Source organism: Devosia alba (genome assembly GCF_039938915.1).
Classification (GTDB): Bacteria; Pseudomonadota; Alphaproteobacteria; order Rhizobiales; family Devosiaceae; genus Devosia; species Devosia alba.
The window spans coordinates 92055-117832 of sequence record NZ_JBDUUI010000005.1 but is presented as its reverse complement, the minus strand read 5'-3'; the positions used below and the strand labels follow the sequence as shown (position 1 = coordinate 117832).

Here is a 25778-nt window from a genome sequence, read left to right as displayed (position 1 = left end):
TTGGCGCTGCAACGCGCGCAGAATACTGCCGCGCGTGACGCCACTCGCACATGCGAATGGCGGGTCAACAAATGCAATCGGGCGATAAATGAGGGGTATCGCGCGGGTGCTGGCTCGAACCCGGACATCTTTGAGCATCTTCGGGAGTAGTGGTCACCGGAGTTCCGGTTCGAAGACGCGACCAAGGTAGTTTCCGGGCTGACTTCGCCGCTCACCGCAAGGGGAAGAAGTGAAGTCCGTCACCACAATTCTGGCGCCAGCGGATCCCGTGAAGGTCCATGCGCCGGTGACGATGCCGCTGATATGGGGCAAGGAGCCTGAAATAGCAAGGCAATTCGCCGTGCGTCACTGCATGGCGGGTCTGCGTTCTTCCTTGTCTCGTGCGAAAGAAGCTGTTCGAAGGGCAGATCAGGGGGCTCGAAAGCCTATCGCGCCGGAGCTGCGGCCACCTTCCTCAACCTTCCCTCAAGCGGGAGAAAGGCCCGGAAGAGCAATGTCGGCAGGCGCTAAAGGCAGAGAGAGACCCTCAAATCCCCCCATACCAGTCATAGCCCAGATCGGGCCAATAGCCCCCCTTGCCCTTGCCGAATGCTGACAGGTCATCCACCAGTTCGATGGTGTGCAGATATTTCGGCTGCTTGTAGCCCAGCGCCCGCTCAATGCGCAGCCGTACCGGCGCGCCATTGGCCACCGGCAGCACCTGATCGTTCAGCCCATAGCTCAGCAGCGTCTGCGGATGATAGGCATCCACCAGATCCGAACTCTCATAATAGAGAATGTCCCCGGTCAGCGTGCGCTGGATATTGTCAAAGCAGTGATAGACGGCAAAGCGCGCGCCCTGTTGCACCCGCGCCATGTCGAGGATCGGTCCCAACGGCGTCCCGGTCCATTTGGCAATGCAACTCCAGCCTTCCACGCAGTCATGTCGGGTAATCTGGCTGCGCGACGGCATATTGCGCAACTCGGCCAGCGTAAACTCCAGCGGTCGCTCCACCATGCCGGTAACCTTGAGCGTGTAGCTGGCGAAGTCCTGCGCGCGCAGAAACATGTATTCCGGCGTCGTCGGATCGGTTGATCCATTGGGGCGCTGCCCCTGTCGGATCTCGCTGGCGGCATAGGTCCGCGCCAGCGTCTGGTCACCGATCAACGCCCGCTGCGCCCGGTAGGTCAGCACATTGGCCCGCTCCATCGCCTGGCGGACCGGGTTGTCCCGTGAACCGAGGAAATCGAACTGGTCGCAGCCCGCCAGCACCAGGCCCGTCCCGGCCAGCGCCGAACTGCGCAGAAAATTGCGCCGTGTGATGATGCCGCTCATGGCCTGTCTCCTTCACTGCTCGGCGTGCCTGGGCTGGCGCGATACCACCCGGTGATCATCGAGCGCAGCGCGTTGATGGGGCCAGCCGCCAGCACCATGATGATGTGCACCACAAAGAAGGTCACCAGCAGCAGCATGACGCCGAAATGGATGGTACGCGCCGTCTGCCGCCCGCCAAACAGATCCAGCAGCCAGGGCCATGCAGCATTCATCCCCGGGCTCATGGTCAGGCCGGTCAGGACGATCAGCGGGAACAATATGAAGAACACCCCGAAATAGGCGATGCGCTGCAGCGGGCCATAGCTGCGCCCATGCTTGAACTTCAGCGTCGCATGCTCGGCTACGTCGCGCGGCACCCCCTTGAGGTCGACCGGTCGCACCAGGATGTCGCGCTTGATATGGCCGTTGATGAAGCTCGCGAGAAACCACACGAACATGGTGCCCACAAACAGCCAGGCAAAAAAGAAGTGGATCACCCTTCCGGTACCCAGATCGCGGAATGACGGGATCGTCACGGCGGCGGGAAAGCCGACAAAGCTGGGCCGTTCCGCCGATCCGCTCATCCCCAGCACGCCGGTGGTGTCAAACTGCTGGCCAAAAATCGTCGTGCGCCCACGCGGGCCATCGGGTGTATTGAATGCCCCGATTTCCAGGATGGCGTTCTCGAACTCAAACCCCGATTGCTGGCCGATATAGAGCGCCGGATGCGCATTGAAGATCTGCAACCCGCTCAACAGCAGGAAAAACAGACAGATCGCCCAGATCCAGTGGGTCGTCCGCGTCCAGATCGATTGGCGATAGATCAGCGGGCCCGTGTTGGCCGTTTCTGCTGCTGTGGTGTCGCTCATCTTTTCCCCAATCGATCCCGCACCAACTGCCCCACACTATGCGTAACGGGTGCGGGCGGAGCAAATGACGTTTAACACGAAATTGTTATGGTTTTGCTGGCGCCATTGCGTCGGTGGCCATGGCGTCAGTGGCCATGGCGTCCTGGGCGAAACTGTTCGACACCAGGGCGACAGCGAAGGTGGCTACCGTCAAGGCTGAAAGCGAAAGGCTGCGATGCGCAAACGTCATGATCTGTCTCCGGAATGGTGCCACGCCCCGTTGGCGCGGTGATGTCCTGCCATTCGTGGAGACCTTGAACGGGGTTACCTCATCACGCGTTCGTGAACACCAATAGGGCGTTCCAAAATTCTACGCCGCCCTGTAACCATAACGCCGCAGGGAGCGAATGATGCGACGATGGACACTGCTTTGATCGAGACGCGGTTGCGAGGCCTGATGATCGCGGCACTGGACGGGGACGCTGCCGCCTATCGCACGCTGCTGGCCGAGCTCAGTCGCCATCTGCGGCCCTATTTCACCCGGCGTCTCACGCCCGCCTTTGCCGCGCACGCGGAGGACCTCGTGCAAGAAACCCTGCTCGCCATCCATACTCGCCGCATGACCTATGACCGCACTCGCCCCTGTACCGCCTGGCTGCATGCCGTGGCCCACCACAAATTTGTCGACCATGTCCGTCGCCAGTCGATCCGGCTGACCGTGCCGCTCGAGGACGACGCGCCCATTTTCGCCCATGATGACAGCGCCGATGCACTGGCAAAACGAGATTTGAATGTCGTTCTCGATACCATTCCCGCCCGCACCGGCGATCTTATCCGGCGCACGAAGATCGACGGCGCTTCTATTGCCGAAGCCGCCGCGGCACACGGCATGACCGAGACTGCCGCCAAGGTATCCATCCATCGCGGCCTCAAGGCGCTGGCCACGCGCTTTGCGGGAGGTCAAAAATGACCGACGACCTCATTAGCCGCCTTGCCGACGATCTCAAGCCCGTCCGCCCCAGGGCCTTGCAGCGCCTGCTGTTGGGCGCCCTGCTCTTGAGCGGCATTGTCGCGGTCGTCACCATGCTGATGCTGCTCGGTATGCGGCCGGACATGGAAACGGCCACCACCACCTTGGTCTACTGGACCAAGTTCGGCTACACGCTGGCGCTGGCGCTGCTCGGGCTTGCGGCGACGCTGGTGCTGGCCCGCCCCGATGGGCGCACGCGCTGGCCCTGGCTGACCGCCATAGGCCTGCTGGGCGCCCTCCTGATCCTTGCGGTCATCCAGCTCGCTCGCGCCGATGACATGATGCCACTGATCATGGGCTCGTCCATCTTGCGCGCCCTGACCTACATCCCGCTATTGTCGCTGCCCGTGCTGTTCGGCGCCCTGCTGGCCTTGCGGCGTTTGGCGCCACGCAACCCCGCCCTTGCCGGCTTTGCCGCCGGCATCATGGCTGGCGGCACTGGCGCTTGGGTCTATGCCTTCGCCTGCGCCGAAACCGGCATGATGTTTCTGGCGCTCTGGTACACGCTGGGCATTGTGATGGTCGGGATGATCGGGACGGGACTGGGGCGATTTTTGCTAAGGTGGTAGGCCCCATCCACCGGGCGTGACCCTCGGGCTTGTGTCGCCAAGGGCTCTGCACCTGCAAAACGTGCCGAAAGTGAGTGCCCCTCGGGTCCGGCCCGAGGGTGACGATCGGGGTTGACTGGTTTCCCAGCCAATGCTGGCCGTCGCCGTTTACTCGTCCCGTGCCGCCCAGTTCATGCCGCGCCGCATCATGGTCGCCATTTCTCGCACTTCGAATTCCTTGGCCACATGCCCCAGTGTCGAGTGGAACACTCTCCCCTTGCCATGCATGCGCTTCCAGGCCACCGGCATCACAACCCCTTCAATCCACGAGGCGTGCTCACCGCTGAACGTTGTGGTCGCCAGCACCTGGTTGGAAGGGTCAACATGCATGTAATACTGCTCTGACCTGTAGGCGAACGACTTGATCCCCGCCATAATCGGATCGAGCGGATCGGCCACGTCCACGGTGTAGTCGATGATATTGCCCGGATGGGCCACCCACTGCCCGCCCACCATGAACTGATAGTCCACGGCGTCGCGGAACGCGTCGCTCATGCCCCCGTGATGGCCAGCCAAGCCCACGCCGCCCTCGACCGCCTTGGTCAGGTTCTCGAGCTCGTCTTTTTCAATCTTGCTCATCGTGAAAATGGGCACGATCAATGACAACTCGTGAATGGACGGATCGGCAAAGGCGCTGGTTTCGGTAGCCGTACGCACCGAGTATCCATCCTCATGCAGCCAGCGCCGATAAATGGCTGCACATTCTTCCGGTTCATGGCCAGACCAGCCGCCATAGACAATCAAAGCACTCTTCATGCCGCGCACTCCACAAATCAGACGTCGCGCAGAATACCTGACTGAACTGGTATTGAAACCCCGTTACGCAATCGCGGGCAATCTGTGCAGCCGCATCACGAAATGCAGCTGGCGTTCAAATACCCAGTTGAGCGGCACCGGATACAGCCCCAAACGGTTTTGCCGGTCAGCCACCCCCAGGCGGGCATGCGAAAATGCCGCATTCCACTCCTGTCGATCCAGATAATTGTAGGGCAGTCGAACGTCGTGCCCACGATTGCCGACCCAGTCCATCAGGCGCAATGTCGCCCCTGCCAGCCAGCCCTCGCGCAGGTGATCCTTTACCACCACGCCAAGCCGGCTCACCCGCGCCGCCTCCGCCAGCACTGCGGCAGGATCATCGGTGTGGTGCAGCACATCGACGATGGAGACATAGTCAAAACTGCCATCGGCAAAGGGTAGCGTCACCCCGTCATACTGCGTTACCGGAATATGGGTCACCGGTCGCACCAGTACGTCCACACCCTCCACCTTGAGGTCTGGCCGCAACGCCATCAGGGCCATTGCCACCTGGCCATCGCCGCACCCCAGATCGAGCACGCGACCACCCTGCGGCATGGCCTGCGCCAACGCTCCCGCCAGCACTGCTACCCGCCGTTTGAAAATCAGCCCGCCATGCACATGGTTGAGCAGCGCCTTGCCCGCCTGCCCAATCACGCCGGCACCCCGGCAACAATATGATGCCGCGCAAACGCCCAGCTGCGCAGCAGCAGATAATTGACGCCCGAGGTCAGCCCTATCACCAGGGTGGATGCCATCACTGGCGGCATGGCCAGCACCCCGTACAACACATAACCAAACAACGTCGCCAGCATCAGGGCGCTCGCCTGCACGGCGAGATAGCGGGGCAATGCACTGCGATGGGATGCGTCGGACTGAAAACTGAACCGTCGATGCAGCAGGTAGATCGGCAGGATGAATACGGCATAGCAAAGCCCGTTGATCACCGAGTTCTCCAGCCCGGTTGGCAGAGCCATCGTCAGACTACTGAGGGCGATAAAACCAATCGCGCCCGATGATCCGATAGCGACGAACCGCAACAACCCGCCCCAATTGAGGCGCTGCGGTCCGGTTTCGGGCATGGGTACGCTACGCATCAAATTGGTAAGGGCGGCGCTCAAAACGGCAATCCTGGGTCAGCTATGAAGGTCATTCCGGCACATGCTAGCCGCCCGGCCTTTCCGGGCTCTTACCACTCCGGGCTCGATATGCCTATTTTATCTGATGGTTGAGCTTCGCTGAACACCCGCTGCGAGTCCACCACGTTTGTTTTGACCAAAAGGTCCACTTCTCACCGTCACAAAAGACTGGTTAACTCATCGTTCGACGTGGCCGGACCGCGCTGGCTCATGGGATCTCATCCTGATGGACCTGGGCGCGGACCACCCGCGGGATTGAACCGTCAAGCTAACAAAGGATGCAGGGATGAAAAGACTACTCCTCAGCGCCACAGCGCTCACCCTCTGTGCTGGTTTTTCCAGTGCAGCCCATGCGGACTTCACGCTGAATATCCTCCATATCAACGATTTCCACTCCCGCTTTGATCCCATCACCAACAGCGATTCCAACTGCAGTGCCGAGAGCGATGCGGCCGGCGAATGCTTCGGCGGCATTGCCCGCCTCAAGACCATCATCGACGACACCCGCGCCAAATATGCCGATGGCAATACGCTGCTGCTCTCGGCCGGCGACAACTTCCAGGGCTCGCTCTACTACACCACCTACAAGTCCAAGGTGGTCTCCGACTTCTTCAACCAGATGGGCTTCGACGTGGTCGCCACCGGCAATCACGAATTCGATGATGGCCCCGAAGAGTTCATGAAATTCATCGACGCGGCAGAATTTCCCATCATTGGCGGCAATTTTGACGTCAGCCGCGATGAAAACCTGCGCGGCAAGATCAAGGGTTCCTTTGTCATCGAGATCGGCGGCGAAAAGATCGGCATCATCGGTGCGACCACCGAGGATACGCCTGAAATCGCCTCGCCAGGGCCGAACGTCGAATTCACCGACGTGATCCAGTACGTCCGTGGCGCCTCCGAGGCCCTCGATGCCGCGGGGGTCAACAAAATCATCCTGCTCAGCCACATCGGCTACACGGTCGACATGGATGTTGCCGCAGCACTGCCCTTGGTCGACGTCATCGTCGGCGGCCACAGCCATACCCTGCTCTCCAACACCGCCGAGGGCGCCGCCGGGCCTTACCCAACCATGGTAACCAACCCTGAAGGCGTTGAAGTCCCCGTGGTGCAGGCCAACCAGTATGGCAAGTATCTGGGCGATATCGCCATCACCTGGGATGATAATGGCGTGGTGACCAAGGCCGAGGGCGAGCCTTTCCTGATCGATGCTGCAGTCGAGGCCAATGCGGACTTCAAGACCCAGCTCGCCACTCTACTCGGCCCCATCGAGGAAATGACCAGTACGGTCATCGGCAGCACCACCGAAAAACTCGAAGGGTCCCGCGAAGTCTGCCGCGTCATGGAATGCTCGATGGGTAATCTGCTCGCTGACGCCATTCTCGACCGTGTCGCCGATCAAGGTGCCACCATCGCCTTCCAGAATGGCGGCGGCATCCGCGCCTCCATCGACCCCGGTGAAATCACCATGGGAGACGTGCTCACCGTACTGCCCTTCTCCAACACATTGGCCACTGTGCAGATCAGTGGTGCCGACGTTATCGACGCCCTCGAAAACGGCGTCAGCGACATCGAGAACGGTGCCGGTCGCTTTGCCCAGGTCGCAGGCCTCAAATATGCGTTTGATCTGAAGCAGCCTGCCGGCAGCCGTGTCAGCGACGTACTGGTCAAGGGCGAAGCCGACAGCTGGGTGCCAATCGACGAAGCCGCCACCTACACCATCGCCACCAACAACTACGTGCGCGGCGGCGGCGACGGCTATGGCACTTTCGCCGAAGGCGACAACCCCTACGACTTCGGCCCGCCGCTGGAACAGGTGGTGGCTGACTACATCGCCAAGCAGGGCGGTGAATACACGCCCTACACCGATGGCCGCATCACCGCGATCAAGTAACACTCAGGCCAAAACCACGAAGGGCGCCCATGGGGCGCCCTTTTTTTGCATGTATAGCTTCGGCGCGTCGCCCTGGGGCGGCGGCCGTCCGGGACAACTGAATTACGATGTCCGCCGCGCGATCTGGCTCCAGGCCAACAGGATAATCACAGCGCCAATGATCCCGCTGAGGAAATTGACGCCGTCACTGGGACCAGCGCCGCTGATCTGCTGCCATAGCCAGGTGGCCAGCACCGAACCGACAATGCCCAGCACCGTGGTCAGAATGAAGCCGCTCGGCTTGTTGTCGCCCGGCGTGATCCACTTGGCGATCAGTCCCGCCAGAAATCCGATGATAATGGCCCAGAGTACTCCCATGCGACGCTCCTGTTTGCTTTGTTATTTAAATGAGAACGCGACCAATGGGTTACAAGATGCATGACGCGTCAAAAAGGTCGACTTCTTTTTCTTGATTGTGATCACTTTGACTGCAACCATGTCGGCATCGTCTCGTTAGTTGGCTGTCCAAGTGGGGGGCATTACCCAGCTTAGGAGAGACCAAATGAACAACACCCTTCTCGCAACGACCATCGCTGTCCTGATGTCCGCCAGTGCACTTCCCGCCTTGGCGCAGGATGCAGCAGCCGGCACCGATGTCGGCGCAGGCGTCAACGTTGAAACCCCAGCCGGTGACGCCGCTGTCAACGCAGCAGCGGGCGCCGACGCCATCAATAGCAGCTTCAATTCGGTTACTGCTGCCATTTTCGGCGCCACTGACACCGATTTGAGCGCCGTCACTGACGAATCCAAGGTCACCATCGTACTGCTGTCCTCGCTGTCCGGCGATGCCGCAACAGAAGGCGCCGATCTCGATAGTGCCATCTCGGCCAATGCTGAGGCGATGACCAGCTTGCATGCCAATATTGACGGCAATGCCGCCATCAAGGCGAAGCTCGAAGCTGAAGGCTATACGTCCGCGGACGTGGTTGCTGTCCAGAGCGCTGCCGATGGCGCCGCCACCGTCTATGTCGACGACCGCAGCTAAGCGATCCCGACTGAACGAGAAACTCCGGCCTTGCGCCGGGGTTTTTGTCGCCTGCCGATCTTGCCAAGCGCGGTCAGCTAACCACCAGCTCAACCCGGTCCCGATCCGTCATCGTCGCCAGATCGAGCACTTTCTGGATGGCCGTGGCGTGTCGGAAGCTTGGCTCGAGATTCTTGCCGCTGCGGACCGCCTCGACAAAACGCATGTAATTCGTCGGCACCGGCTCCACCGCCACCTCGGTCCAGGTGCCGGTTTCCGCATCGTCGCCCAGGCAGGTGAACAGCTTGCTCCAGTCGTGCCGGTGCTGCACCTCGACCGACCCCAGTTCTCCATAGACACGCAGGCGCAATTCATTGAAATGCCCGGTTGCCCAGCGGGTGGCATGGATCACGCCCAGCGCGCCGTTCTCCAGCTGCGCCGTCATGGCAAAGCTGTCATTGGCGTCCAGATCATATTCGCCGATGCGGTCGTTCTCGGCCTTGTCGAAGGTTTCGAGCCGGCAGAACACCTTGGAAAAATCACTGCCCGCGCCATAGGCAGCAAAGTCCAGAATATGCACGCCAATATCACCCAGCACGCCATTGGAGCCGTGCTTTTTGCTCAGCCGCCACAGCCACTGGCTTTCAGTGCGCCAGTCGCCCCACGCCTTGCTCACCAGCCAGCTCTGCAGATAGCTCGCCTCGAAATGCTTGACCTTGCCCACCGCGCCCGATTGCACGATCTCGCGCGCCTTTTGGAGTTGACTGACATTGCGATAGGTCAAATTGACCATATTGATCAGACCCATCTGTTCGGCCAGTTCGGTCATTTCCATCGCCTTGGCGTGGTCGGTTGCCAGCGGCTTTTCGCAGAACACATGCTTGCCGGCACGCAGCGCCGCCATCGTCGTCGGATGGTGGATGGAATCGGGGGTGACATTGGCTATCGCATCGAACTGGCCCCAGGCGATTGCCGCATCCAGCGAGCCAAAGCCGCGTTCGATCCCGTGCACCTGGTTGAAAGCGTCCACGCGCGCCGGGTCGACATCGACCCCGCCGACCAGGGTCACCCCGTCAATGGCGGCAAAATGCTTGGCATGTGTATTGGCCATGCCCCCCGTACCCAAAATCAGCAGACGCATATTCGTAATTCCTGTCGGGTGCCAGCGGCCCCCATGTTCAAAATAACCGATGTCATTCCGGCGCAGGCCGCAATCCATCCTGAAATCCGTCCCTGCGACACCACCCGGGGTGCACCTCGACCTGCGCCGGGCGTCACCGTGGGTGCGACCAGGGAAAAGCGAAGTCCCCCTACCGGAACCCTTCCTCACGGCCATGATGCAGCTTGGGGCCGCGCTCTTCGATCTTTTCCAGCGCGTCCTCCACCGGCCTATTGGGCGCATCGAGCAGTTCGGGGTGCTGGCTGGCATTATAGGCCCAGTTCACCGCATTGCGCAGCACCAGGCCGACAGTGTCGTCGTGATAGGTCGGGTAGGTCTCGTGGCCCGGACGGAAGTAGAAGATATTGCCCGCACCCCGGCGATAGGTCAGCCCGCTGCGGAACACCTCCCCACCCTGGAACCAGCTGACAAACACCGTTTCCAGCGGCTCGGGCACACTGAACGGCTCACCATACATTTCTTCCATTTCCAACTCGAAATAGGCCGGCAGCCCCTTGGCAATCGGGTGGCCCGGCGTGGTCACCCACAGCCGTTCGCGTTCACCCGCCTCACGCCAGTGCAAGGCGCAGGGCGCGCCCATCAATCGCTTGAAAATCTTGGAAAAATGCGCCGAATGCAGCACGATCAGGCCCATGCCTTCCCACACCCGCTGGGCGATCCGCTCGACAATCTCGTCAGCCACCTCACCATGGGCCGCATGCCCCCACCACACCAGCACATCGGTCTCGGCCAGCGCCGCGACACTGCAGCCATGCTCGGGCTCCTGCAGCGTCGTGGTCTTGGTCACGATATTGCTGTCGCTGGCCAGCAGCCTGGCAATCTGATTGTGCATTCCCTCGGGATAATTGTCGGCGACAATCTTGTTCTTCTGCTCGTGAACATTCTCGCCCCAAACCAGGGTACGGATTGGCATGGATAGTCTCCTATTGTGGTGCAGCGGGGAGGCGCTGCACAATATCGAATTGTCCCGTCATCTGGCGATGGCCGGCCGCCCTGCACACGCAGAATGACACCGGCCAGGGCCGGGGTGAACCCGTATGCGGTGCGGTGACGCCCGCTACCGAGGCCATTCACATGTTTTTTTGATGTCAGGCGCTGGGTCTGCCTGCCGCGTCGAAACGGTGAATCTTGTCCATCATCGGCGATATCTGCACCACATCCCCGCTCCGGTAGTTATTGGCGCCGTCGAGCCGGACCACGACTGGCTCTTCAGTACCCATTTCGAGATACACATAGCTGTCGGCGCCCAGATTCTCAGTATGGATAACCTTACCCGACCAGGTACCGTTTTCGGGCACAATGGTCAGGTGCTCGCCACGGACACCCACGGTATGGGCACCTAATTGCTCGGCACGTTCGCCGCCGATGAAGTTCATCTTGGGTGAGCCGATAAACCCCGCCACAAATACCGAATTGGGCGTTTCATACAGCTCCATGGGGGTGCCAACCTGTTCGATTACCCCGTCGCGCAACACGCAGATGCGGTCTGCCAGCGTCATGGCCTCGACCTGATCATGGGTCACATAGATCATGGTGACGTTGTCCATCTCCTCGTGCAACTTGGCGATCTCGATCCGCGTCGCCACCCGCAGCGCCGCATCCAGATTGCTCAGCGGCTCATCAAACAGAAACACCTTGGGATCGCGTGTGATCGCCCGGCCAATCGCCACACGTTGCCGCTGGCCGCCCGAGAGCTGCTTGGGCAGGCGGTCCAAATACGGCGTGATCTGCAACATCTCCGCCGCCTTTTCCACGCGCTGGCGGATCTCGTCCTTGTTGTGGCCCTTCTCCAGCGTCAGCCCGAACGCCATATTGTCGTACACCGTCATGTGCGGGTACAGCGCATAGCTCTGGAATACCATGGCAATGCCGCGTTTGGATGGGGCCAGCGCATTGACCACCTTGCCGTCAAACAGCATGTCACCCGAGGTGATATCCTCCAGCCCCGAAATCAGCCGCAGCAGCGTGGACTTGCCGCAACCCGAAGGCCCGACGAACACCATGAACTCGCCCTTGCGGACTTCCAGGTCGACGCCCTTGATCACCTCGACGACGCCAAAGGACTTGCGGATATTGCGCAGCTCGATGCTTGCCATTTTTGTTGACTCCTTAGCCTTTGACGCCGCCGGCGGTCAGGCCGCTGACAATCTTGCGCTGGAACACCAGCACCAGGAACACCAGCGGCACGGTGACGATCACCGAAGCGGCCATGATGATTCCCCAGGGGATTTCGTATTGCGAACCGCCCGACAGCAGCGCAATGGCCACCGGTACCGTCCGTGTCTCGTTCGACGAGGTGAAGGTCAGCGCGAACAGGAATTCGTTCCACGCCCCAATGAAGGCCAACAGACCCGTGGTTACCAGCGCCGGCCACATCAGCGGCATGAACACCCGGGTGATGATCACCCAGGGGCTGGCGCCATCGACAATTGCCGCTTCCTCGATTTCGACCGGCAGGTCACGCATGAAGGTGGTCAGCACCCACACCGTGAACGGCAGCGTGAAGATGGTGTAGGAGAAGATGAGCGCCCAGGGCGTGTTATAGATACCAAGGAACCGGATTACCTCGAACAGCCCGGCCAGCACCGCAATCTGCGGAAACATCGACACGGCCAGGATCACCATCAACAGCAGACCACGCCCGCGAAACTGCACGCGACTGAGCGCGAACGCCGCCGTCACGGCCAGGAACAGCGCCAGCAGCACAGTGACCGTGGCCACGAACACCGAGTTCAGCAGATTGCGCGGAAAGCTGCCCTGATTGAGCACCGCACTATAATTCTCCCACGAAAACGACACCGGCCAATAGGTCACCCGGAAAATGTCGGTACCCGATTTGAAGCTGGTCAGAATGGCGTAGTAGAACGGGAACACCGACACCACTACAATGACCACCACCAGCGCGTAGAACAGCACCGTCTTGGCGATTTTCCAGAGATCGAAGGTCGCGCCCATCAGCGATCTCCCCCGTCAAACCGCACCTGGCCCAGCCAGATATAGAGGATGGTCAATACCGCGATGATCAGGAACAGCAGGGTCGACATCGCCGAGCCATAGGCGAACTTGTCGAAATCGAACAGATTCTCGCGCGCCAACACACTCATGGTCTTGGTGGCCGCGCTATTGGGCGTCAGCACGTAAATCAGGTCAAAAATCCGCAGCGCATCGAGCAGGCGGAAGATGATGGCGACCATCAGCGCGGGGCGGACCAAGGGAAGCGTGATGGCAAAGAACTGCTTGACCGGATGCACCCCATCCAGCTCTGCCGCTTCGTAGATATCCTTGGGCACCATCTGTAGCCCGGCCAGGATCAGCAGCGCCATAAACGGCGTGGTCTTCCAGATATCGACAATCAGCACGGCCTGCATCGCCGTATCGGCGCTGGCAGTCCAGGCTACTTTCTGGCTCAACAGGCCCAGTCGCAGGCCCAGATCGTTGAGAATACCGAACTGGTCATTCAGCATCCAGGCCCAGATCTTGGCCGACACAATGGTCGGAATGGCCCAGGGGATCAGGATGGCGGCGCGCACAATGCCGCGGCCGCGGAATTCGGCATTCAGCACCAGGGCAACAATCATGCCCAGTACCGCTTCAAAACTCACCGACCACAAGGCAAAGCGCAGCGTATTCCACACTGCATTCCACCAGGCGCTATCCGCCAGCAGGCCGCGATAAATCGTCTTGCCGCTCGCCAGCGTGGTCCAACGCAGATAATTGCCAAAACCGATGAACTCAGCGCCGTACAGGTCGGTCAGCGATGCATCGGTGAAGGAGAAATAGATCGAACGCAGCAGCGGCCAACCCGCCACCACGCTGAGCGCCGCCAGCATTGGCAGCAGAAACCAGCGCGCTGCCGCCAGCCGCTGCCTGCTCAGTTCTGAAATGATCTTGGGCGCACGCAGCGTGATTGGCGCCATCGCATCGCTGGCCATCGTCTCTCCTCCCCTGTCGCTATTGGTATCGGTCGGGGCGGGCGGCAGTTTGACCTGCCGTCCGCCCGCAGTCCTGGGAGGACTTACCAGCCTTCGCCCTTGAGCTCGGTCAGGTCGGCTTCAAGAACTTCAAGGTTCTCAGCCGCTGAACCATTGCCCGACAGCGTTTCATGCACCGCGCTCCAGAACAGCGAGGAGACTTCGTTGTATTTCACCTTGGTTGGCGCCGAAGGCCGCGGCACCGCGTTCAGGAACACCTCTTTCCAGCTCGGGATGATCGGCTGCGCGGCGGCAACATCGGCATCGTCATACAGTGCCACGATGGTCGGCAGGTTGGACTGCATGATGGCGCGCTCTTTCTGCACCTCGCTCGAGGACAGGTACATGGCCAGCTTGATCGCCTCTTCCGGATCGGGAGAGTATTTGGACACCGCAACATTCCAGCCGCCCAGCGTTGCCGCCGAACGCGCGCCCTCGCCATCACCCTTGGGCAGTGGCGCCACGTCGAACAGCCCCTTCACCGCCGAGTCATCGCCATTGCCCAGCTGATAGGCATAGGGCCAGTTGCGCATGAACACGGCATTGCCGAGCTGCCACACGCCGCGGCTTTCCTCTTCCTGGTAAGCCAGATTGCCTTCCGGCGAGATGGTGCCAATCCAGCTAGCGGCACGGTCGATGGCAGCGGCAGCCTGTGGGTTGTTGATCGAGATGGTACCATCGGCTTCCACGATCTGGCCGCCGCCATTGGACACCACCCATTCCAGCGCGTCGCAGGTCAGGCCTTCATAGGCGTTACCCTGAAACACAAAACCGTACATGTCCGCCGCGCCTGCGGCGCGTTCGGCATCCATGATCTCCTGCGCAGTGGCGGTCATTTCATCCCAGGTGGTAGGCACCGTCTTGTTGTACTTTTCTAGCAGATCCTTGCGGTAGTATAGCGCGGGCGCATCGGTGAAGGCGGGCATGGCGACCAGTCGGCCATCCACGGTCTGCGACTCAATGATCGAGGGGAAGTGCTCACCCACAACGTCCTTGGCCGCATCGGTCAGATCGAGGAACTGCTCGGCCAGTTGCGGCGCCCAGATCACGTCGGTCTGGTACACGTCGATATCGGCATTGCCCGCCGCCAGCCACAGGCGGTACTGGCCGAACTGGTCCGAGGTCGAGGACGGCATCGGCACGATGGTGACGGTATTGCCGGTATCGGCTTCGAATTTGTCGAGCTGGCCGCGCAGGAATTCAAGGCCCGTGCCGGTATCGCCCGAAACCATGGACAGTTCGGCCGCCTGTGCGGCCCCCATCACCAGCGTCACGCTCGTCAGCAGACCAACGAGCAGCGTGTTCATTTTCATTAGATATCCTCCCGAATGAAACAGTCTTGGGAAGAGCACGGCTAACCGCCAGCAGCTCAGGACTGCCTCGCTCCGCCCCTTCCCAAAGCCCCCTGCCGCGGCTGTCTCGCCAGCGTTCAAAGCGCTTTGGCTGAAAAGTAACCAGAGCCTCGAATTTCTGTCAAGCGTCGACGCGCAGCCTGTCGTGATGAATCTGGGGACTGATCAGAAATATCTGTTATCTTCAGTGAGTTACGGAAAAGCATCCGAGGATCTAGACGCTAAGCCAGCAATCTAGCTGACGTACGCACCTCAAAACGTCCGCGTCGCCGCCCGATAGAATGGAAAAATTTGAAACCGCTTTGATATTTCAGTCGAGTTCATTGCCATCCAGCCGATCGCGGTGGACGTTACGAACCCGCGAGAGGGTGTTCAGCAGAAGTGGCTCCACTTTTGCTACTGCACTTTTGCTATTCGAAAACGCGACCTGTCAGAGACTTGGAGCGATTTTCACAGTTCCTTCAGCGGAACGGTGGCGAGAAAAAACGCCAAGCTGTTCCCGCGGCGATCCTGGCAGACATGTGCACCTGCCTGGCCCAGCTTGAAGGCTTATCGGCGAACGTCCGGTCCACCAGCGGCATCAGGTCAACAGTCAGGCGATTGGCTTGCCGCCCGCATCAAAGCGATGGATCTTGTCGTCCAGCGGCGAGAAGTGGATGGCGTCGCCACTGCGATATTTGGTCGAGCCGTCCACTCGCACCACCACCGGGTCTTCCTGGCCCATGTCGATATAGACATAGCTGTCCGCGCCCAGATTTTCCGTGTGGATCACGGTGCCGCTCCAGGCGCCACCATCGGGCGAAACGGTCATGTGTTCGCTGCGCACCCCTACGGTATGGGCATCGAAGGGCTTGGCCTTATCGCCCTCGATCAGGTTCATTTGCGGCGAACCGATGAAACTGGCCACGAACAGCGATTCCGGCCGCTCATACAGGTCCATCGGCGTGCCGACCTGTTCGACCCGACCATCGCGCAGCACGCAGATCCGGTCAGCCAGCGTCATCGCTTCGACCTGATCATGGGTCACATAGATCATGGTGGTCTTATTCAGGTCTTCGTGCAGCTTGGCGATCTGGATGCGGGTGGCCACGCGCAGCGCCGCGTCCAGATTACTCAGCGGCTCGTCGAACAGGAACACCTTGGGGTCGCGCACAATCGCCCGGCCAATGGCCACGCGCTGACGCTGGCCGCCTGAAAGCTGGCCCGGCAGGCGCTGCAGATAAGGCGTCAACTGCAGCTGCTCGGCGGCGGCTGCCACCTTGCTTTCAATCTCATCCTTGGGCGCGTTGGCGATCTTGAGCGCATAGGCCATGTTGTCGAACACGCTCATATGCGGATAGAGCGCATAGGACTGGAACACCATGGCGATACCGCGCTTGGATGGCGCGCGGTCATTGACCACCTCGCCGTCGATCTCCAGCGTTCCCCCGGTGATTTCCTCCAGCCCGGCAATGCAGCGCAACAGGGTTGACTTGCCGCAGCCCGATGGCCCGACAAACACCATGAACTCACCCGATCTGATGTCGAGATTGATATGCTTGAGCACCTCGACTTGGCCATAACGCTTGCTGAGGTCGGTGAGCTTGAGGTTTGTCACGATCCGCTCTTCTTTCTTCAAATGATCCGCCCGGGGCAGATGCAGGCCGCTTGCCCGACTTACTTAACTGAACCCGCCAGCAGCCCGCGCACGAAGTAGCGCTGCAGCGCAAAGAACACGATCAGCGGCACCACAATGGTGATAAACGCGCCCGCCGTGAGGATTTCCCAGTTATTGCCGCGCGAGCCGAGCAGGCTGACCAGCTTGCCGGTCAGCACCAGACGATCCTGCTGCGCACCCAGAAACACCATGGCTACCAGCAGATCGTTCCACACCCACAGGAACTGGAAGATCGAGAACGAGGCCAGCGCCGGAAAGCTCAGGGGCAGGATCATGCCAGTAAAAATCTTGAAGTGCGAAGCGCCGTCAATGCGCGCCGATTCCATGATTTCTTTGGGCAGGCCCACCATGTAATTGCGCAGCAAATATATCGCCAGCGGCAGGCCGAACGCGGTGTGAGCCAGCCAGATGCCGAGATAGGTTTTTCCGTCCTCGGCCCCGAACAATTGCGCCAGCTGATTATACAGTGTGAGCAGCGGAATCAGGGACATCTGCAGCGGCACTACCAGCAGCCCCACCACCAGCGCCACGATGAAGCCGCGAAACGGAAACCGCATCCAGGCCAGCGCATAGGCGGCAAAGGCCGCAATCAGAATGGGGATGATAGTGGCTGGAATGGTGACGGTGAACGAGTTGATAAAACTGCGCCACACCCCGTTGGACGTCAGCACTTCATAGTAATTGTCGAGCGTGAAGCGCGGGGCGATCGTCGCGAGGTAAAAAATGCGCGGCCCGCGCGTATGGGTGAACTCGGTATCGGAGGTCCACTCGAAGCCACCATCGGCCGCCACCGAAATGGTCCCGCCCTCCTTCATCGCCATGCTGCCGCCTGGCTCTGTCGCCGCTGGCTCGCCATTGCTCAGGCCAAACCCGCCCAACTGCTTGTTGGTGTCGCTGCCAAACAGGTTGCCCCGGATCACGAAGTGACCGGCTTCGGCAATCTGCTCGGCCGCCGTGCCGATCCGGGTCACTCCGAGTGCTTCGGACGCACTCAGCGCCGTCCACCAGCCAGACACAGCCAATTGGTCCTTGTCGCGCAGCGACGAGACCAGCAGCCCCACCGTCGGCAGCGTCCAGAGCGCCACCATCAGCAGCAGCAGGATATGGGTCAGCAACCGTCCCAGCCGGATACGGGCAAACCAGTTCTTGCGCCGCACCTCGTATTTTGCAGCATCAAGATCGGCAGATTCGGTGACAGCAGTCATTAGCGTGTCCCCTGCTCGGCATTGGCGCGGCGAATGTTCCAGATCATGATCGGCAGCACCGCCAGCATGATCACCACGGCAATGGCCGAGCCCCGGCCATAGTCAAAATTCACAAACATCCACTTGAACATGAGGTTGGCCAGCACTTCGGTGTCCCACTGGCCATTGGTCATGGCAAAAATGATGTCGAACACCTTGAGCACGACAATGGTGATCGTGGTCCACACCACCACAATGGTGCCCATGATCTGCGGGATCATGATGTCAAAGAATATCCGCACATCGCTGGCGCCATCAATCCGGGCGGCCTCCAGCGATTCCTCGGGAATGCCACGCAGCGCAGCCGACAGGATCACCATGGCAAAGCCGGTCTGGATCCACACCAGAATGATCATCAGGAACACCGAGTTCCAGAACGGAATGGTGATCCAGGCCTGCGGCGGCAGCCCGAACCCCGTGACAATGGCGTTCAGCAGGCCGATCTGCACATCGCCTTCGCCGCGATAGTCATAGACGAAGCGCCAGATCACCGAAGCACCAACGAAGGAAATTGCCATCGGCATGAACACCAGGGACTTGGCAATATTGCCCCACCACAGCTTGTCCGCAAGCACCGCGATCACCAGTCCGAACGCCGTCGCCAGTGACGGCACGATGATCAGCCACATCGCGTTGTTCACGATCGAGCGCTGGAAATTGCCGTCCGACAGCGCCCAGGCGTAATTGGCAAAGCCAACGAAATTCTGTCCGGTCTTGTCGAGCAGGCTGAGCCGCAGCGTCTCGAACACCGGGTAGACGAGATAGACCGACAGGAACAACAGCGCCGGCAGCAGGAACAACCAGGGCCTTATGCTGTCGCGCAGTCTGTCGCGCCGCGTCTCGGCATCGCCGTCCACATTGTCTGAATTCAAGAACCGGTCGAGGAGCCAATTGGTACCCCAGAAATAGGCGACACAGGCGGCCAGCGCCACGCCAATAGCCAGTGCGGCACCAAACAACTGCTGCAGTACATCGCCCACTTATGGCCCTCCCTGTCCCCGATAGTCTTTTTTGTGGGGCCGGCGCACACGCCGACCCCCGCATTCAGCTAGTATAGCCAGACTACTTGATCGCGTCCCAGCTGGCCTGGATTTCATCACCAACTTCTTGCGCCGACTTGCCGCCGACGAAGTCCACCATGCCGGTCCAGAAGCTGCCGGCGCCGATGGCGCCTGGCATCAAATCCGAGCCATCAAAGCGGAACGTCGTCGCATTGAGCAGGATTTCGCCTTCGCCCTTGAGCGTGTCATTGGCATAAGTCTCGACATTGGCCGCCTTGAGCGTCGACAGAAAGCCCGATTGCGCCATCCAGATTTCGTTGGAGAGCGGATTCATCAAGAAGTCGATGAACGCCTGCGCCGCTGGCGAATCCTTGGTCACCACGGCCAGGGTGCCGGCACCCAGAACGGGCTTACCCAGATCACGCTCGGTCGATGCCGGGAAGTAGAAGAAGTCGGCATCAACACCCAGATCAGTACCTTCCGGGAAGAAGGATGGGATGAACGACGCCTGATGGTGCATGTAGCAGGCCGGTGGCACCGCAAACAGGCCCAGCGGACTTTCGCGGAAATCGGTGGTGCCAACAGCAGCCACGCCACCGGCAACATTGGCTTCGGTCTTGGCGAACCAGCCGAATTCTTCCAGCGCGGCAATCACCTTGGGATCGTTGAACTTGAGGTCATTGCTGACCCAGGCATCATAATCCTCGGGCGTATTGATCCGCAGCATGATGTCTTCGATCCAGTCGGTCGCCGGCCAGCCAGTCGCGCCGCCTGAACCCAGCCCGATGCACCAGGGCGTCTTGCCATCGGCTACCATCTGCTCGGTCAGGGCCTTGAGGTCTTCATAGCTCTCCGGCACTTCATAGCCGGCATCGGCGAAGTTGTCGGGCGAGTACCACACCAGCGACTTCAGATCGGACTTGTAGGGAATGGCATAGAATTCGTCAGCGCCAGCCGCGTCCTTGTAGGTGCCCAGCGACACGAATGAGGAACCGGCAGCATGTTCGGATTCGACGCGGGCCTTGAGCTCGTCCGACAGCGGCACGAGATAGCCCTTCGAGGCCATGTCGGCCAGCAGACCCGGCTGCGGCAGGATGGTGACATTGGCGGGCGAACCGGCGGCCGCATCAATCTGGGCCTGCTGCTCGTAGTTCTCCGAGGATGCGTACTTCACCGTCGCGCCAGTGGCATCTTCAAAATAGGCAATGACGGTCAGGAACATTTCCTGGTCGCCGCCTTCGCGCCACGGACCCCAGACCGTTACGGTCTGACCGGCCAGATCACCATGCGCAGCAGCGAACTCTTCCAGCGCGCTCCAGCTGAAGGCGCCTTCGCCCTTGGGGAATATCAGATCCGCTGCCTGCACATTCGTTGCGGCCAGCGAGACACCAAGCAGCATTGCCGTCGCCATCATATTGATTTTCATAGATTCTCTCCCAATGAAGTCGAGTCTGAGACTTTAGTCTACCGCCCCGACGCCTTGGCGTCGATATCAGCGGCCCGTCTCTTGCCAACGCCCGAGTGATCCGTCATTTCGCGGCAATCTCAAAGCGCTTTGAACAAGGAAACAACCAGAGCACTCGTTTTCTGTCAAGCGCCGGAACCGGAGCAGACCTTGGAGAGTACATGCTTTCGGACGTTTTTCTTATCTGATCAATGGCTTGCTGCCTCCGGTCGGCGGGCGTCTGCCGTAGCAGCGGACTCGCCCTTGAGCCCCGTGCCCCGTCACCACAACGAAGCCCACCCTCTTGCATCAAATATTCAAATCGCTTTGAATGGGCACAGAGAAGCCCATAGGAAATGCTGTCAACGGCGGCCTATCTGCCCTAAGACAGGGCGATCAGGGGCGCAACCATGTCAGGATCTGCCGTCAGCATTGGTCATGTCGGCCTTTGGGACCAGTAAGAACCATGAGACTGAAGGATTTGGCCGAACATCTCGGCCTATCGCAAACCACTGTCAGCCGGGCACTCAATGGCTATCCCGAAGTCAACGAGGCGACACGCCTGCGCGTCACCGAGACTGCGGCCCGTCTCGGCTATCGCCCCAATGCCAACGCCCTGCGCCTCGCCACCGGTCGTGCCGGAGCCATCGGCATGGTCTTGCGCGGCTCCTCCGAATTTGGTCCCCATACCAGCGAGTTCCTCAGCGGCGTCGGCGGCCGGCTGGCCGAAGAGGAAATCGACATCATCGTCACCACCGTCCAGACCTATCAGGACGAGGTCGCCGCCTATCGTCGTCTCGCCGCCAGCCAGAAGGTTGACGCCGTCATCCTGCACTCCCCTACCCAGCACGATGAACGGGCCAAGCTCTTGTTGCAGCTGAACATCCCCTTTGTGCTGCATGGCCGCACCGATATTGGCACGCCTCATGCTTGGCTCGATATCGACAATGCCGGCGCCATGGAGCGCGCCACCGGCCATCTGCTCGATCTGGGCCACCGCCGCATTGCCCTGCTCAATGGCATCAAGGACCGCACCTTTGCCGTGCATCGCGAGCGCGGCTACCGCGACGCCCTCAAGGCGCGCGGTGTGCCCTACGATGCGACCCTGGTCAGCAACGGCGTATTCAGTGATGAAGTCGCCTTCCGCACGGCCCATGACCTGCTCGAACGCGATCCTCATCCCACCGCCTTCCTCGCCGGTTCAATGATGACAGCGCTCGGTGTCTTCCGCGCCATTCGCCAGGCCGGTCTGGTGCTGGGTAAGGATGTCTCCATGATCGCCCATGACGACGTCTTCCCCTATCTCAACGCCGACAACATGTATCCGTCCATGTCCACCACCCGCTCCTCGATCAGCCAGGCTGGCGTGCGCATCGCCGAGCTGATCCTGCAGATCCTGGGCGGCAAACCCGTCGCCGATATCCATGAGCTCTGGCCAGTCGAACTGGTGCTGCGCGAAAGCACCGGTCCGGCGCCGGGCTAGGCCTTAGCCAACCCGCAGCAAATGGTTGTCGAACTGAAAATCATAGCGTTGCGGCGTGCGCTTGGCCCCCGCCAGGCCAATCATCTCGCCCAATCCGCTGCTGGCAACAAAGCCATCCCCGTCCGCAGCCAGCCCGCAGCCGCTACGCAGCGTCTGCACCAACCTGGGTCGGCCCGCCGCGGCGTCAATCGCCACCAGCAGATCGCCCTGCGGCGAAGAAATCGCAATCGTTGCGCCATCAGTCGACGCTGCTACCGAACCCACATAGTTGCGCAGATCAACCAACGTCTCGGCTGGCAGCTCGATCAGGGCGATTTCGCCATCCATGCTGGCGTGCCCCACCAGCTGCGGGCTCTCGCTCGGCGCGCCCTTGTACTGGCACCCGAACCACACCCGGCTGCGCGCATCGATCGCCATGTGTCGGATCGACAGCTGATGCAGCCCGGCCGCAAGTCGCAGCTGCCCCAACAACGTGCCGTCGCGCCGGTCGATGAACACCACCGAAGGGTCCATGGTTTCGATATTGAGCTCGGCCCGACCATAGTCGGGATGTGTCTCGATGCCGCCATTGGCCACCACCAGACTTACCCCGTCCGGCATCAGCAGCATTTCATGCGGTCCCGTACCATGGGTGGGAAATTCACCCATCCGTCGATAGCCATCGGTGGCGTCGTAAATCCCCACCACGCCCCGCGCTGCCTCGAAATCGCTTTCGGTAGCGTAAAGCAGCCTGCCATCCGGCGAGAACACGCCATGGCCGAAGAAGTGGCGCCCGGCGCTGCTGGTCAGCGTTACCGGCGCGGCATTGCCGGCCGGGTCAAACACCACGGCAAACGTGCCCGGCTGCCGCGCGAACACCACCCCGCGCCCGGCTGCCCGACTGATGGTGACATCGTGGCCACGATCAGGCAGCGCAATGCTGGCAATCAGCTCACCTGCTTCCCCCAGCAATACCGCGCCATAACTGCCATTGGCCGTCTGCACGGCACTGGCAAACACCAGTTCACTCGCGTCCAGCGCCAGTGCCTGACGCGGCAGCAGGCTGGCGGCAAAACCTGCTCCTGCTGCCTGCAAAAAGGCCCGCCGCTGCCACATGTTCAGTCTCCATCCAGTGCGGAAAATCCCACGCTCAGCCCCAGCGCCGCCGACAATTGTTCGCCGATGATCGACTGCAGCGAACCCGTCACCAGCACCAGATAGCTGAGCGCAGCCGCCTGTTTTTCATCTGCCACCGCGGCCGCTATCGGCAGGGCAATCAGATCCAGTGCCCGGATCGCATTGCGGAACTCGAAATCAATGGTGTTTTCCAGCCCCTGTTGCTTTTCACTCACAGCGCGCGCCACCCCCGACGCGGCGACCAGTTTGCGCATGCCCTCGATATTGGCGCGCGCATAGGCCATGGTCAGATCCGAGCGCCAGAACACTGCCAGCTTGGGCCGCGCTGCCGCATTGTCACGGGCCATGAAGGCCAGCAAATGCTTGTCGCGCAGAGCCTCCAGCCCGTGCGACACCAGCCCCACCAGCGCCTCCAGCGCCTCGGTCTCGGTGCGATAGTCAGAATAGTCGGGCTGAGGCGTCTGCAAATGGCTGGCAATCCCGTCGGGCCGATACCAATGGTGGGTTAATTCGCCTGCCATCGCCGCAATATTGGCGGTAATCGTCTGGCCATAGCGGCAGCGAAACGCTCCCTCCTCTGCACTCAGCGCCTCTGCCCCGGTGCCAAACAGCACAAATTCCAACGCTCCCAGCCCCTGCACGGCGACGCTCTTGCCTTGCAGGCTCGCCAGTTCGGTTGCCGAAGCGTCCTCGGTGGCCAGAATGGCCTGCACCTGTTTGAGCCCGATACTGCGCCGGTCCGGCCAGAACAGCAGCCGGTCCGCCCGGTTATCTTCCAGCAGCGGGCCCAGCCGCAGGAAGGCGATCGCTCCATAGGCACGCACCACCTGTCCGAATTGGTCCGCGGCAATAGCCAGATTGTCCGCCGATGGCATGGCGCATAGCGCTTCCATAGCCCTGTCCAGCCCGCCACTGGCTTCATCGAGCTGCAATACATTGGGGCGAATGACTTCGGCCACCGCTGCGGCCAACACCGCTTTCGGCGTCACCGGCGCCCACGCAGCCTGCTCCGGCATTTGTCCCTGTGCCACACCAGCCCCGAGCACCATCGTCGCGATAGTCAGCAATGCGCGCATTACAGCGACCCCAGAAAACCAAGAAGATCATTTCGCACATCTGGTGACAACGCAGCGAACGCATCGCGCGCCGCCTGTGCTTCCCCGCCGTGCCACAAAATGGCTTCGGTCAGATTGCGGGCCCGCCCGTCATGCAGATAAAAACTGTGCCCGGAAACCGTTTCGGTCAAGCCAATGCCCCACAGCGGCGGCGTGCGCCACTCATAGCCATCCGCCAACCCTTCCGGCCGGTGGTCGGCCAGACCTTCACCCATATCGTGCAGCAAAAAGTCACTATAGGGCCAGATCAGCTGGAACCGGAGCGCCGGGTTTTCCGCGTCCCGACTGGTGACGAATTTGGGCGTGTGGCAGTTGGCGCAGCCCGTCGCGTAGAAGGCCTGCTTGCCGGCCAGCACCGCTGGCGTGTCCACGTCGCGCCGCTCCGGCACACCCAGCGTCTGCGCATAGAATGTCACGAGCTCCATCACCGGATCGGGCGCTTCGCTAGGCCCCAGCCGCGCCTGCTCCCCGGTCGGCATGGCCAGGCATTCCACCTGTTTTGCCGTGCAATCACCATAGGGCTTGTTCACCAGCGGCGAACCTATCCCGATATCGCCAGCAAAGGCCGATGCCGACTGGCGGGCGATGCTTGCCTGGCCGGCCTTCCAGCCAAATCGCCCGAGTTGCACCGATTGGCTGGCCGGATCGATCGTCCAGTTCGCCCGGCCCGAAATCCCGTCGCCATCGGCATCCTCGGGATCGGCATGGGCCAGGATATCGGCGACCGGCACCTGCTCGACCAGCCCCAGCCCGATCATCGGATTGGCGATGCGGGGCGACAACATCACATCGTCGGCCAGAGGCCCGTAATTGAGGTCCGTCACCGTGTAGTGCGGCGCACGCAGGGTCACAACCGTCCCGTCGCCCAGCGTCACTGGCAGATCACTATAATCGATCACCATGCGGCCCTCGGCCTCCAGGCCCGGCACGGCAAAATCCTGCAACTGGGTACCATAGGTGGGGTCACCTACCTCATCGGCGAAAATTCCATCCACCGCGACCCGCCTGTCGTCCCCGCCCGGCGGCACCGATAGCCGCAGGAACATCGAGACATTCTCCGCCTGTCCTTCGAATGGCGGGTGCCCGCGCCCGTCCTTGAGGTGGCAGCTCTGGCAGCCCCGCGCATTGAACAGCGGCCCCAACCCGTCCGACGCCTGGGTGGAACTGGGCGAACTCACCCAGATCTTGCGGAACAACGCATTGCCCAGCTTGAACTGCTCTTCCTGCTCAAAGCTGAGATTGTCGAGAAAATGGCTGAAGGAATCGGCATTGGCCGCAAAGCGCGTCGTGCCCTTGCCCGCCGGCTTGGCCTCGAAATTCTCTGCCTTGCTGAAATCGCGCGTCGGTGCCGTTACCCGCTGCACCCGCGCCAGATCGTCCGGCGTCAGATCGCTGCGCACCGCACCGTCCTGGGCAAGGGTCAGGCCGCCGAATAGCACGGCGACAAGAGCAATGGTGAGACGAGTTTTCATGGCTCTGCCTGTTTCCGGCTTTGGCGCACCGCAGCATAGCCCCAATCAACGGGGCTGCAGTGGTTCCCATCACCCACCCTCAGTCCCTCCCATTCGGGGGAGGGATGCGCTGGGTTTGATTTCAGTGTTCAT

25 protein-coding genes are annotated in these 25778 nt (G+C 60.9%); 5 read left to right on the top strand and 20 right to left on the bottom strand.

Annotated features, from left to right (window positions below):
* Nucleotides 1–526: 526 nt before the first annotated feature.
* The 3 genes from ABFY71_RS09335 to ABFY71_RS09325 all read right to left on the bottom strand — a co-directional run bounded on the left by ABFY71_RS09335 (nt 527) and on the right by ABFY71_RS09325 (nt 2392).
* On the bottom strand, nt 527–1315 hold the full coding sequence (locus ABFY71_RS09335; protein ID WP_347945732.1) for a molybdopterin-dependent oxidoreductase: 789 nt from the start codon (nt 1313–1315) through the stop codon (nt 527–529).
* The gene (locus ABFY71_RS09330; protein ID WP_347945731.1) at nt 1312–2163 is read right to left on the bottom strand and encodes a cytochrome b/b6 domain-containing protein; all 852 of its coding nucleotides are present in this window, start codon (nt 2161–2163) and stop codon (nt 1312–1314) included. Before ABFY71_RS09330 ends, ABFY71_RS09335 begins: the two co-directional genes overlap by 4 nt.
* 85 nt (nt 2164–2248) lie before the next feature.
* Nucleotides 2249–2392: a hypothetical protein gene (locus tag ABFY71_RS09325; RefSeq protein WP_347945730.1), complete on the bottom strand. Its 144-nt coding sequence runs from the start codon at nt 2390–2392 to the stop codon at nt 2249–2251.
* Nucleotides 2393–2587: 195 nt separating this feature from the next.
* Between ABFY71_RS09325 and ABFY71_RS09320 the strand changes: the two genes are divergently transcribed.
* Both ABFY71_RS09320 and ABFY71_RS09315 read left to right on the top strand, forming a co-directional pair.
* The gene (locus ABFY71_RS09320) at nt 2588–3112 is read left to right on the top strand and encodes a sigma-70 family RNA polymerase sigma factor (RefSeq protein WP_347945877.1); all 525 of its coding nucleotides are present in this window, start codon (nt 2588–2590) and stop codon (nt 3110–3112) included.
* On the top strand, nt 3109–3741 hold the full coding sequence (locus ABFY71_RS09315) for an NrsF family protein (protein WP_347945729.1): 633 nt from the start codon (nt 3109–3111) through the stop codon (nt 3739–3741). The genes ABFY71_RS09320 and ABFY71_RS09315 overlap by 4 nt, the downstream gene beginning before the upstream one ends.
* Nucleotides 3742–3888: 147 nt before the next feature.
* Here the strand turns inward: ABFY71_RS09315 and ABFY71_RS09310 are convergent, their stop codons facing one another.
* From ABFY71_RS09310 to ABFY71_RS09300, 3 genes are all read right to left on the bottom strand, one after another.
* A complete protein-coding gene (locus tag ABFY71_RS09310) occupies nt 3889–4536 on the bottom strand; it encodes a ThuA domain-containing protein (RefSeq protein WP_347945728.1) in 648 nt (215 codons plus the stop codon).
* Between the two features lie 63 nt (nt 4537–4599).
* Entirely contained in the window at nt 4600–5232 is a 633-nt protein-coding gene (locus ABFY71_RS09305; RefSeq protein ID WP_347945727.1) for a class I SAM-dependent methyltransferase, read from the bottom strand.
* Nucleotides 5229–5696 (bottom strand): GtrA family protein, encoded by a 468-nt coding sequence (locus tag ABFY71_RS09300; RefSeq protein ID WP_347945726.1) that lies wholly within the window; start codon nt 5694–5696, stop codon nt 5229–5231. The genes ABFY71_RS09305 and ABFY71_RS09300 overlap by 4 nt, the downstream gene beginning before the upstream one ends.
* A gap of 304 nt (nt 5697–6000) precedes the next feature.
* Between ABFY71_RS09300 and ABFY71_RS09295 the strand changes: the two genes are divergently transcribed.
* Nucleotides 6001–7608, top strand: a complete 1608-nt coding sequence (locus tag ABFY71_RS09295; RefSeq protein WP_347945725.1) for a bifunctional metallophosphatase/5'-nucleotidase — start codon at nt 6001–6003, stop codon at nt 7606–7608.
* 102 nt (nt 7609–7710) lie between these two features.
* Here ABFY71_RS09295 and ABFY71_RS09290 read toward each other — a convergent pair whose 3' ends face one another.
* Entirely contained in the window at nt 7711–7965 is a 255-nt protein-coding gene (locus ABFY71_RS09290) for a GlsB/YeaQ/YmgE family stress response membrane protein (RefSeq protein WP_305580263.1), read from the bottom strand.
* A 184-nt stretch (nt 7966–8149) separates the two neighbouring features.
* On the opposite strand from ABFY71_RS09290, the gene ABFY71_RS09285 reads away from it, so the two are divergent.
* On the top strand, nt 8150–8632 hold the full coding sequence (locus ABFY71_RS09285) for a hypothetical protein (protein WP_347945723.1): 483 nt from the start codon (nt 8150–8152) through the stop codon (nt 8630–8632).
* A gap of 73 nt (nt 8633–8705) precedes the next feature.
* Here the strand turns inward: ABFY71_RS09285 and ABFY71_RS09280 are convergent, their stop codons facing one another.
* The 10 genes from ABFY71_RS09280 to ABFY71_RS09235 form a co-directional block, all read right to left on the bottom strand.
* On the bottom strand, nt 8706–9752 hold the full coding sequence (locus tag ABFY71_RS09280; protein ID WP_347945722.1) for a Gfo/Idh/MocA family protein: 1047 nt from the start codon (nt 9750–9752) through the stop codon (nt 8706–8708).
* A 169-nt stretch (nt 9753–9921) separates the two neighbouring features.
* Nucleotides 9922–10704, bottom strand: coding sequence for a ThuA domain-containing protein (locus ABFY71_RS09275; RefSeq protein WP_305578398.1), 783 nt, complete (start codon nt 10702–10704; stop codon nt 9922–9924).
* A 175-nt stretch (nt 10705–10879) separates the two neighbouring features.
* The gene (locus ABFY71_RS09270) at nt 10880–11887 is read right to left on the bottom strand and encodes an ABC transporter ATP-binding protein (RefSeq protein ID WP_347945721.1); all 1008 of its coding nucleotides are present in this window, start codon (nt 11885–11887) and stop codon (nt 10880–10882) included.
* Nucleotides 11888–11900: 13 nt separating this feature from the next.
* The gene (locus ABFY71_RS09265) at nt 11901–12746 is read right to left on the bottom strand and encodes a carbohydrate ABC transporter permease (protein WP_347945720.1); all 846 of its coding nucleotides are present in this window, start codon (nt 12744–12746) and stop codon (nt 11901–11903) included.
* Nucleotides 12746–13723, bottom strand: coding sequence for a carbohydrate ABC transporter permease (locus ABFY71_RS09260; protein ID WP_347945719.1), 978 nt, complete (start codon nt 13721–13723; stop codon nt 12746–12748). The genes ABFY71_RS09265 and ABFY71_RS09260 overlap by 1 nt, the downstream gene beginning before the upstream one ends.
* An 83-nt stretch (nt 13724–13806) precedes the next feature.
* Nucleotides 13807–15069, bottom strand: coding sequence for an ABC transporter substrate-binding protein (locus tag ABFY71_RS09255; RefSeq protein ID WP_431021522.1), 1263 nt, complete (start codon nt 15067–15069; stop codon nt 13807–13809).
* A 637-nt stretch (nt 15070–15706) separates the two neighbouring features.
* Complete coding sequence (locus ABFY71_RS09250) at nt 15707–16711, bottom strand: ABC transporter ATP-binding protein (RefSeq protein WP_347945717.1); 1005 nt, start codon at nt 16709–16711, stop codon at nt 15707–15709.
* Nucleotides 16712–16770: 59 nt separating this feature from the next.
* On the bottom strand, nt 16771–17859 hold the full coding sequence (locus ABFY71_RS09245) for a carbohydrate ABC transporter permease (protein ID WP_347945876.1): 1089 nt from the start codon (nt 17857–17859) through the stop codon (nt 16771–16773).
* A gap of 116 nt (nt 17860–17975) precedes the next feature.
* The gene (locus ABFY71_RS09240; protein ID WP_431021525.1) at nt 17976–18983 is read right to left on the bottom strand and encodes a carbohydrate ABC transporter permease; all 1008 of its coding nucleotides are present in this window, start codon (nt 18981–18983) and stop codon (nt 17976–17978) included.
* A 94-nt stretch (nt 18984–19077) separates the two neighbouring features.
* Complete coding sequence (locus ABFY71_RS09235) at nt 19078–20427, bottom strand: ABC transporter substrate-binding protein (RefSeq protein WP_347945875.1); 1350 nt, start codon at nt 20425–20427, stop codon at nt 19078–19080.
* Nucleotides 20428–20926: 499 nt separating this feature from the next.
* Between ABFY71_RS09235 and ABFY71_RS09230 the strand changes: the two genes are divergently transcribed.
* Nucleotides 20927–21943 carry a LacI family DNA-binding transcriptional regulator gene (locus ABFY71_RS09230; protein WP_347945714.1) on the top strand — a complete coding sequence of 339 codons (1017 nt, stop codon included), beginning with the start codon at nt 20927–20929 and terminating at the stop codon, nt 21941–21943.
* Nucleotides 21944–21946: 3 nt separating this feature from the next.
* Here ABFY71_RS09230 and ABFY71_RS09225 read toward each other — a convergent pair whose 3' ends face one another.
* From ABFY71_RS09225 to ABFY71_RS09215, 3 genes are read right to left on the bottom strand one after another with little or no spacing between them, the layout of a single operon-like run.
* Nucleotides 21947–23038, bottom strand: coding sequence for a DUF1513 domain-containing protein (locus ABFY71_RS09225; protein ID WP_347945712.1), 1092 nt, complete (start codon nt 23036–23038; stop codon nt 21947–21949).
* A gap of 2 nt (nt 23039–23040) precedes the next feature.
* Nucleotides 23041–24135 carry an imelysin family protein gene (locus ABFY71_RS09220; RefSeq protein ID WP_347945711.1) on the bottom strand — a complete coding sequence of 365 codons (1095 nt, stop codon included), beginning with the start codon at nt 24133–24135 and terminating at the stop codon, nt 23041–23043.
* Entirely contained in the window at nt 24135–25646 is a 1512-nt protein-coding gene (locus ABFY71_RS09215) for a di-heme oxidoreductase family protein (protein ID WP_347945710.1), read from the bottom strand. The genes ABFY71_RS09220 and ABFY71_RS09215 overlap by 1 nt, the downstream gene beginning before the upstream one ends.
* Nucleotides 25647–25778 lie beyond the last annotated feature (132 nt).

Coding starts and splice junctions, on each gene's coding strand:
- ABFY71_RS09335 (WP_347945732.1), bottom strand. CDS start 1,315: ATGAGCGGCATCATCACACGGCGCAATTTTCTGCGCAGTTCGGCGCTG.
- ABFY71_RS09330 (WP_347945731.1), bottom strand. CDS start 2,163: ATGAGCGACACCACAGCAGCAGAAACGGCCAACACGGGCCCGCTGATC.
- ABFY71_RS09325 (WP_347945730.1), bottom strand. CDS start 2,392: ATGACGTTTGCGCATCGCAGCCTTTCGCTTTCAGCCTTGACGGTAGCC.
- ABFY71_RS09315 (WP_347945729.1), top strand. CDS start 3,109: ATGACCGACGACCTCATTAGCCGCCTTGCCGACGATCTCAAGCCCGTC.
- ABFY71_RS09310 (WP_347945728.1), bottom strand. CDS start 4,536: ATGAAGAGTGCTTTGATTGTCTATGGCGGCTGGTCTGGCCATGAACCG.
- ABFY71_RS09295 (WP_347945725.1), top strand. CDS start 6,001: ATGAAAAGACTACTCCTCAGCGCCACAGCGCTCACCCTCTGTGCTGGT.
- ABFY71_RS09290 (WP_305580263.1), bottom strand. CDS start 7,965: ATGGGAGTACTCTGGGCCATTATCATCGGATTTCTGGCGGGACTGATC.
- ABFY71_RS09285 (WP_347945723.1), top strand. CDS start 8,150: ATGAACAACACCCTTCTCGCAACGACCATCGCTGTCCTGATGTCCGCC.
- ABFY71_RS09280 (WP_347945722.1), bottom strand. CDS start 9,752: ATGCGTCTGCTGATTTTGGGTACGGGGGGCATGGCCAATACACATGCC.
- ABFY71_RS09275 (WP_305578398.1), bottom strand. CDS start 10,704: ATGCCAATCCGTACCCTGGTTTGGGGCGAGAATGTTCACGAGCAGAAG.
- ABFY71_RS09270 (WP_347945721.1), bottom strand. CDS start 11,887: ATGGCAAGCATCGAGCTGCGCAATATCCGCAAGTCCTTTGGCGTCGTC.
- ABFY71_RS09265 (WP_347945720.1), bottom strand. CDS start 12,746: ATGGGCGCGACCTTCGATCTCTGGAAAATCGCCAAGACGGTGCTGTTC.
- ABFY71_RS09260 (WP_347945719.1), bottom strand. CDS start 13,723: ATGGCCAGCGATGCGATGGCGCCAATCACGCTGCGTGCGCCCAAGATC.
- ABFY71_RS09255 (WP_431021522.1), bottom strand. CDS start 15,069: ATGAACACGCTGCTCGTTGGTCTGCTGACGAGCGTGACGCTGGTGATG.
- ABFY71_RS09245 (WP_347945876.1), bottom strand. CDS start 17,859: ATGGTGGCGCTCTGGACGCTGCCGACGGTGGGGCTGCTGGTCTCGTCG.
- ABFY71_RS09235 (WP_347945875.1), bottom strand. CDS start 20,427: ATGGCGACGGCAATGCTGCTTGGTGTCTCGCTGGCCGCAACGAATGTG.
- ABFY71_RS09230 (WP_347945714.1), top strand. CDS start 20,927: ATGAGACTGAAGGATTTGGCCGAACATCTCGGCCTATCGCAAACCACT.
- ABFY71_RS09225 (WP_347945712.1), bottom strand. CDS start 23,038: ATGTGGCAGCGGCGGGCCTTTTTGCAGGCAGCAGGAGCAGGTTTTGCC.
- ABFY71_RS09220 (WP_347945711.1), bottom strand. CDS start 24,135: ATGCGCGCATTGCTGACTATCGCGACGATGGTGCTCGGGGCTGGTGTG.
- ABFY71_RS09215 (WP_347945710.1), bottom strand. CDS start 25,646: ATGAAAACTCGTCTCACCATTGCTCTTGTCGCCGTGCTATTCGGCGGC.